A 7,561-nucleotide genomic window follows, 5' to 3' on the forward strand; every position below is an offset into this window, starting at 1 on the left:
ACATAAACGTCGTATATCTGAAAAAATAACCCTTTATCAACAAAATTGGGACGTAATCAAAAATGCTATTGCTGAGCACATCCGTGTTTTATTAGCGTACCCAAATTAGTTTTGTGCGAAACTCGTGATTTTGTCCGGTTATCCATGCATTAAAGATATCTATAAAATATTCTTGCAAGTAAGCAGTGTAAGATACTCTAGTTTGGCGTTATCAGAAGTCAGCCCATCGCCTTTATCTCATGACACGGTTAGCCGATGGTTAAAAAGTAGATCACGAGTTTCGCACAGGCATATAAAATTCTAAAAATGGCTTAAAAGCAATGATTAATCTGCAAGTTACTAAAAAACATAAATTTTCTTAAATTACAATAAGTTGTATTTGATTTATAAGGTTTTGACTATTTATATATCATGCTGAATTAAACTTAAAAATAGAGCGTTTTTTTATTGGTGCGAAACTCGTGAAGTAGTGACATTTTCCAGCCTCAGCCAAGCACTGCTCAATACGGACCCTTTTAAATGTATTCTGTGTGGCGGGAAAATGGTCTATCAGCGGGTCTTGTATGGGCTGGTAACAAAGGATCTGGTTGCTAACGCAGTGGAAATAGCGCGAATGCGTTACGTGATGTAATGCAGGGAAGATCTGCCTGAATTCAGCAAATTCGTTCAAAAATCAGTCGATTAGCCAACAAATAATGATCTCACTCCCTCTTGTGCTGAAAAAAACAGCAAATCTTACCGACTGTGATCCCTATTTCATACGGCCTCAGGATCTTTGAAATTCCTAGGCGTCAAGGTAAAGGATATGCCGCTAAAGCCACCAACTTAGCGATGGATTATGCCTTTTCAGTGTTAAATCTCTATAAAGTCTACTTGATTGTGGATAAAGAAAATACCAAAGCGCTGCATATTTATAAAAAATTGGGTTTTCATATTGAAGGCAATTTGGTTGATGAATTTTTTATTAATGGTAAATATCGTACCGTCATTCGGATGAGTATTTTTCAACATCAATACAGTGAAATGAGAAAAAAATTCCCACCAGAGGCCAATAAAACACCTGAAAAATCATCAGTAATCAGATAAGCTGTTAAGTATCAATATCCTGTATTACTAAATAACAATATTGGTTATGGAGTAAAGATGTCTCAAGATCGGCTCTATACTGAAAAAGAGATCAGTTGGTTATCATTCAATGAGCGAGTTTTGCAAGAAGCAGCAGATAAACGTAATCCGCTGATTGAACGCATGCGATTTTTAGGCATTTATTCCAATAACCTTGAAGAATTTTATAAAATTAGATTTGCGGATGTTAAACGACGTATATTAATTAATGAAGAACGAGGAACCGCATCCAGTTCACGCCAGCTACTAAAACGAATTGAAAGCAAAGTTGCCAAACTGGATCAAGAATTTGACTCATTATATAACGAGTTATTACTTGAAATGGCGCGTAACCAAATTTTCCTAATTAATGAACGGCAAATTTCGCCAAATCAACAAATTTGGTTACGACAATTTTTTCACCAACAACTTCGTCAGCATATTACGCCTATCCTGATCACGCCGGAAACTGATTTAGTTGAATTTTTAAAAGATGATTATACCTATTTAGCCGTTGAAATTATAAAGGGACAAAATATTCAATATGCCTTACTAGAAATTCCAGCGGGCAAACAACCTCGATTTGTTCATTTACCGCCTGAAATGCCAAAACGCAGGAAATCAATGATCCTGCTAGATAATATTTTGCGTTATTGTCTAGACGAAATATTTAAAGGCTTTTTTGACTATGACCAATTAAACGCCTACGCGATGAAAATGACACGCGATACGGAATATGATTTAACTACTGAGATGGAATCCAGCATGCTGGAGTTGATGTCATCCAGTTTAAAACAACGTCTTAATGCCGAACCAGTTCGTTTTGTTTATCAACGTAATATGCCTGATGAAATGGTAGAACTACTGAGAAAAAAACTCGGACTATCAAGTGATGATTCAGTCATTGCCGGTGGCCGTTATCATAACTTTAAAGATTTCATTAAATTTCCTAACGAAGGAAATAAAAATTTACTGAATAAACCACTGCCGCGTTTACGTCATCGTCGTTTTGATAACTTCCGTAATGGCTTTGATGCGATCAGAGAAAAAGATGTTCTCCTCTATTATCCCTATTACACTTTTGAGCATACAATAGAATTATTACGCCAAGCCTCTTTTGATCCCAACGTACTGACAATCAAAATCAATATTTATCGTGTAGCCAAGGATTCGCGCATTATTGAATCGATGATCCATGCCGCGCACAACGGTAAAAAAGTCACCGTGGTGGTTGAATTACAAGCGAGATTTGATGAAGAAGCCAATATTCATTGGGCTAAGCATCTTACCGAAGCCGGAGTTCATGTCATTTTCTCTGCACCTGGCCTTAAGATCCACGCTAAACTTTTTATTATTTCTCGTCTCGAACAAGGTGAAATTATTCGTTATGCTCATATTGGCACCGGAAATTTTAACGAAAAAACCGCTCGCCTTTATACCGATTATTCCTTATTAACGGCAAATCAACAAATTACCAATGAAGTAAGACGGGTATTTAACTTTATTGAAAACCCTTACCGACCTGTCAATTTTGAAAATCTAACGGTTTCGCCGCAAAATTCACGCACTCGGCTGACGCAACTGATCGATCGGGAAATTAGCAACGTTCAAGCGGGAAAAGCGGCCGCTATCTTGCTAAAGATTAATAACTTAGATGACAAAGAGTTAATTAATCGTCTTTATGATGCCTCCAATGCTGGCGTAAAAATTCGTCTGCTGATCCGCGGCATGTGTTCGCTGGTTCCCGGCCAAGCTAACTTTAGTGAAAATATTCAAATTACTAGTATTGTCGACCGTTTTCTTGAGCATGATAGAGTTTATGTATTTAGTAATAATGGCAACGAAGAAGTCTTCATCTCATCAGCTGACTGGATGACCCGCAATATCGATTTTCGTATTGAAGTGGCTGTTAAATTGGTTGATCAACAACTGAAACAACGCGTGCTCGACATTCTTGAATTACAATTTAATGATACCGTTAAAGCGCGTTATATCGATAAAGAGTTAACCAATCGTTATGTACCACGCGGTAATAAACGCAAGATCCAGGCACAGCTTGCTGTCTACGATTATCTAAAATCACTAGAACATCCAGAAACAAGAGCTTAACACTATGCCATTAATAAAACCTTCAGCATCGAGGCCGATGGAAATTGCTGCCATAGATCTTGGCTCTAATAGCTTTCATATGATTGTTGCGCGAATAGTTAATGGTGCCTTACAGATTTTAACCCGCATTAAAAAACGTGTTCATCTGGCTGACGGTTTAGATGAACATAACAAATTAAGCGAAAAATCAATTCAGCGTGCCTTGACCTGCTTAGCGCTTTTTGCTGAACGTTTACAAGGATTTACCGCTGATAATGTTTGCATAGTTGGGACTCATGCCTTACGAGAAGCGGTTAACGTCAAAGAGTTTTTGCAACGAGCTAAAGCCATTATACCCTACCCAATTGAAATTATTTCAGGCCAAGAAGAAGCGCGGCTGATTTTTATGGGGGTTGAGCATACCCAGTCAGAAAAGGGTCGGAAGTTGGTGATTGATGTTGGCGGTGGCTCTACAGAACTTATTATTGGTGAAGATTTTAAGCCTCTATTAATGGAAAGCCGTAAAATGGGCTGCATCAGCTATGCCCGCCAATTTTTTGCTAATAATCTAATTAATGAAACTAATTTTGCGCGCGCCTATTTTGCTAGCCGACAAAAACTGGAAAATCTTGCTTGCCAATATCAAATGCAAGGTTGGGACTATGCCTTTGGTGCTTCGGGAACCATAAAAGCAATTCATGAAGTACTTTGCCAGTTCGGTGATTCAGATGGCATCATCACCCATGAGCGCTTAGTTAAACTAAAAAAATTAGTACTAAAGTATAAAAATTTTAAGTCACTCGATCTACCCGGCTTATCGGCAGAACGTGCTCACGTTTTTGTTCCGGGATTAGCCATTTTATGTGGCATATTTGATTCTCTGCAAATCAAACAGTTAACGCTCTCTGACGGTGCTTTACGTGAAGGGGTTCTCTATGAAATGGAAGGACGTTTTGGTCATCAAGACATTCGCCAACGCACCGCATTAAGTTTAGCTGAACACTATAATATTGACCGAGAACAGACGCTGCGAGTATCAAAAACCATCGAGATCCTTTATCAACAATGGGCAAAACAAAATCCCAAATTGGTTAACCCACAATTGAAAGTGCTACTTATCTGGGCCGCTATGCTGCATGAGGTTGGATTAAATATCAATCATAATGGCTTACATCGTCATTCTGCCTATATTTTATACAACACCAATCTGCCAGGATTTAACCAAGAGCAACAGTTATTACTAGCGACATTGGTCAGGTATCATAAAAAAAGTATCAAAGCTGATGAATTCCCTAAGTTAAATCTATTTAAGAAAAAACAATATTTACCCATGATCCAACTATTACGGTTAGCTACGCTACTTAATAATCAACGTCAATCGACAACCACGCCAAACTCACTACGTTTGAAAACCGATCAAAATCATTGGACACTCTATTTTCCTCCCCACTATTTACAGCAAAATGCGTTAATGCTGCTAGATTTAGAAAAAGAACAAAAATATTGGCAAGATGTTCCTAGCTGGAAACTAAAAATTAAAGAGGAATCTGCTTGATATTTTGGTATGATTAAAAATAAAATCTAGCAACCATAAATCTAACTTAATTGCTTGTTTTCTATTCAATAACTTATCTATCCTACTGCTGATAGTAGTTGTTTAAATAATGTGTGCATTTAATCGAAAGTCATTAAAAATGACAATACCTGATAATAGGTTACGACTATTAGTATTTAAGGATAACCATGTCTCAACCAGCCTTTTCATCGAATATTACCTCACTTATTAATCCACATTCACAAAAGCTGGCACAAATTAGGCAAGATATTTTGACGCTTTTCATGGAAAATGAAGAGACGATTAAAATATTAGCGACCCAACATGACAAACAACAAGCCTTATCGATCGTAAAGTACGATAAAAATATCATCCAAATTAAATCACTATTACATGCCTTACATGCAGCCGATATTGCGGATCTTTTAGAAATGTTGCCTTATGATGAACGCTCATCGCTATGGTATTTAATTGATAATAACAAACGCGGTCAGGTTTTAGTCGAAGCCTCAACCTCGGTCTGGGAAAGTTTACTCAAGAACATGTCAGATAGAGAGTTGCTACGTGCTGTTGCTAATCTCCATGTTGATGAGCAAGCCTATATTGCCGAACACTTACCGCGCGACACAATGCGTCGTTTATTGACTTATCTTGATCCCAGTTTACGTAATCAGATCCGTGAGGTACTACAATATCCTAAAGATAGCGTTGGCCAAATGATGGATTTTGAATTTATTACCGTTAGGCCTAACGTTAGCCTGAAAACTGTTCAACGCTATCTACGCCAGCGCGGTAATATCCCTGAAGCAACCGATAAAATTTTTATTGTCGATATACAAAATCGCTTGCAAGGAGAATTACCATTAACGAGGATTTTAACCTCATCACCAACAAAAACAGTGGCTGATGTGATGAAAACCGCCACGATGAGCTTCTTGCCTGACGAAAAAGCAGAAGACGCTGCAAGTGCTTTTGAACGATACGATTTGATTTCAGCTGCTGTGGTTGATAACAATGGTTTATTAATGGGACGCTTAACCGTTGAAGATATAGTTGATAATCTTAATGAAGAGAGTGATAGCAACATCCGGCGCATGGGAGGATTAAGCCCTGAAGAAGATGTTTTTGCCCCGGTTGGGCAAGCAGTAAAAACTCGCTGGACCTGGCTTGCCGTTAACCTATGTACCGCCTTCATTGCCTCACGAGTAATTGGTGTGTTCGAAAATACCATTTCACAACTGGTCGCACTGGCAACACTAATGCCTATTGTCGCCGGCATTGGTGGCAATAGCGGCAACCAAACTATTACCATGATTGTTCGAGCAATTGCCTTGCATCAGATCCAAACTGGTAATTTCTCATTTCTGTTACTGAGAGAATTAGGCGTCGCGCTGATCAATGGTATTGTTTGGGGCGGGATCATGGGCATTGTCACCTATTTACTCTATGGTAACCTTGAGATGGGTGCAGTAATGACTTTAGCTATGATATTGAACTTAATGATGGCCGCATTAATGGGCGTTATTATCCCATTAATTATGGTAAAACTGGGTCGAGATCCGGCCATTGGCTCAAGTGTGATGATAACCGCAATTACTGATACCGGCGGCTTCTTTATTTTCTTAGGTTTAGCCACTCTTTTTCTAATTTAAATCGCCAGCGCTAATCTATCACTGCAACCTTAGAATAGCGCCTTAAAACAAAACTTATTACACCTCATTGTTATCTCAACCTATTTAAATTAATAGCCAAATTTTTCTCTATCTATCAATTGAAAATAGCAGATTAATATATTTATACGGTTAAAATAGAATGCATCACTATTTAAATTCAATTCTTGATTTTGTGATTTTGCTAGCCATTGATTTAATTAAAAACAAATAACCCAATATTTCTCCGGTTTAAAGGTTACCCAGAGTAGGATAAAATAATATCCGCTTTTTATGTTTATATAGACAATGACGAAAAAAACCAGATCATTGGTTATAGCTACCGGATGATAAACAGATAATTATTATCGCTAAATCAAGATATCATTGTTATTTCATTATTTTTTATTATTAAGAAATAAAGTCAATTAACAAATTGCACCTATTGTTTGAATGATTTATTCAGCGAATTAATACACTATTTTGCCTATTAATAAAAAGGATTTAAAAAAACATGCCATCGCTAACCAATACGCAAAGTCAGCCTGTTGCCAGGCCACTAAATCGGCAAGATTATAAAACGCTGCGTCTATCTTCGTTAGGTGGTACACTTGAGTTTTACGATTTTGTTATTTTTGTCTTTTATGCCAAAACCATCTCGCTACTTTTTTTCCGGCTGGTAATCAATTTCTCGCTCTGATAGCAACCCTTGGGTTATTTGCTGCCGGTTATCTGGCTCGTCCTTTAGGTGGCATTATTATGGCACACTACGGCGATAAAATAGGCCGTAAGCGCATGTTCAGTTTGAGTCACGAGTTTCGCACAAAACTAATTTGGGTACGCTAATAAAACACGGATGTGCTCAGCAATAGCATTTTTGATTACGTCCCAATTTTGTTGATAAAGGGTTATTTTTTCAGATATACGACGTTTATGTTGCACGAGTTTCGCAGTCTCTAAAAAAGAAGTATAAATTTAAAAACAAGAAAAAATAAGGATGTTCATATTTTGTCCGGTTATCCATGCATTAAAGATATCTATAAAATATTCTTGCAAGTAAGCAGTGTAAGATACTCTAGTTTGGCGTTATCAGAAGTCAGCCCATCGCCTTTATCTCATGACACGGTTAGCCGATGGTTAAAAAGTAGATGTTTCCGCCCTAAAG

General features: G+C 37.7%; 4 protein-coding genes and 2 pseudogenes. All 6 read left to right on the plus strand.

Annotated elements, in window-relative coordinates:
- Positions 1-130 precede the first annotated feature (130 nt).
- Entirely contained in the window at positions 131-304 is a 174-nt protein-coding gene (locus CBG25_RS13355) for a hypothetical protein (protein ID WP_290607220.1), read from the plus strand.
- A gap of 488 nt (positions 305-792) precedes the next feature.
- A pseudogene (locus CBG25_RS13360) lies at positions 793-1,086 on the plus strand (GNAT family N-acetyltransferase); the annotation flags it as partial.
- A gap of 57 nt (positions 1,087-1,143) precedes the next feature.
- A complete protein-coding gene (gene ppk1, locus CBG25_RS13365) occupies positions 1,144-3,213 on the plus strand; it encodes a polyphosphate kinase 1 (RefSeq protein WP_290607222.1) in 2,070 nt (689 codons plus the stop codon).
- Between the two features lie 4 nt (positions 3,214-3,217).
- On the plus strand, positions 3,218-4,747 hold the full coding sequence (ppx, locus tag CBG25_RS13370; RefSeq protein WP_290607224.1) for an exopolyphosphatase: 1,530 nt from the start codon (positions 3,218-3,220) through the stop codon (positions 4,745-4,747).
- A gap of 188 nt (positions 4,748-4,935) precedes the next feature.
- The gene (gene mgtE / locus CBG25_RS13375; RefSeq protein ID WP_290607226.1) at positions 4,936-6,399 is read left to right on the plus strand and encodes a magnesium transporter; all 1,464 of its coding nucleotides are present in this window, start codon (positions 4,936-4,938) and stop codon (positions 6,397-6,399) included.
- A gap of 511 nt (positions 6,400-6,910) precedes the next feature.
- Positions 6,911-7,206: pseudogene (locus CBG25_RS13380) on the plus strand (MFS transporter); the annotation flags it as partial.
- Positions 7,207-7,561: the final 355 nt, after the last annotated feature.

It is taken from the genome of Arsenophonus sp. ENCA, from assembly GCF_002287155.1.
Taxonomy (GTDB): Bacteria; Pseudomonadota; Gammaproteobacteria; order Enterobacterales; family Enterobacteriaceae; genus Arsenophonus; species Arsenophonus nilaparvatae.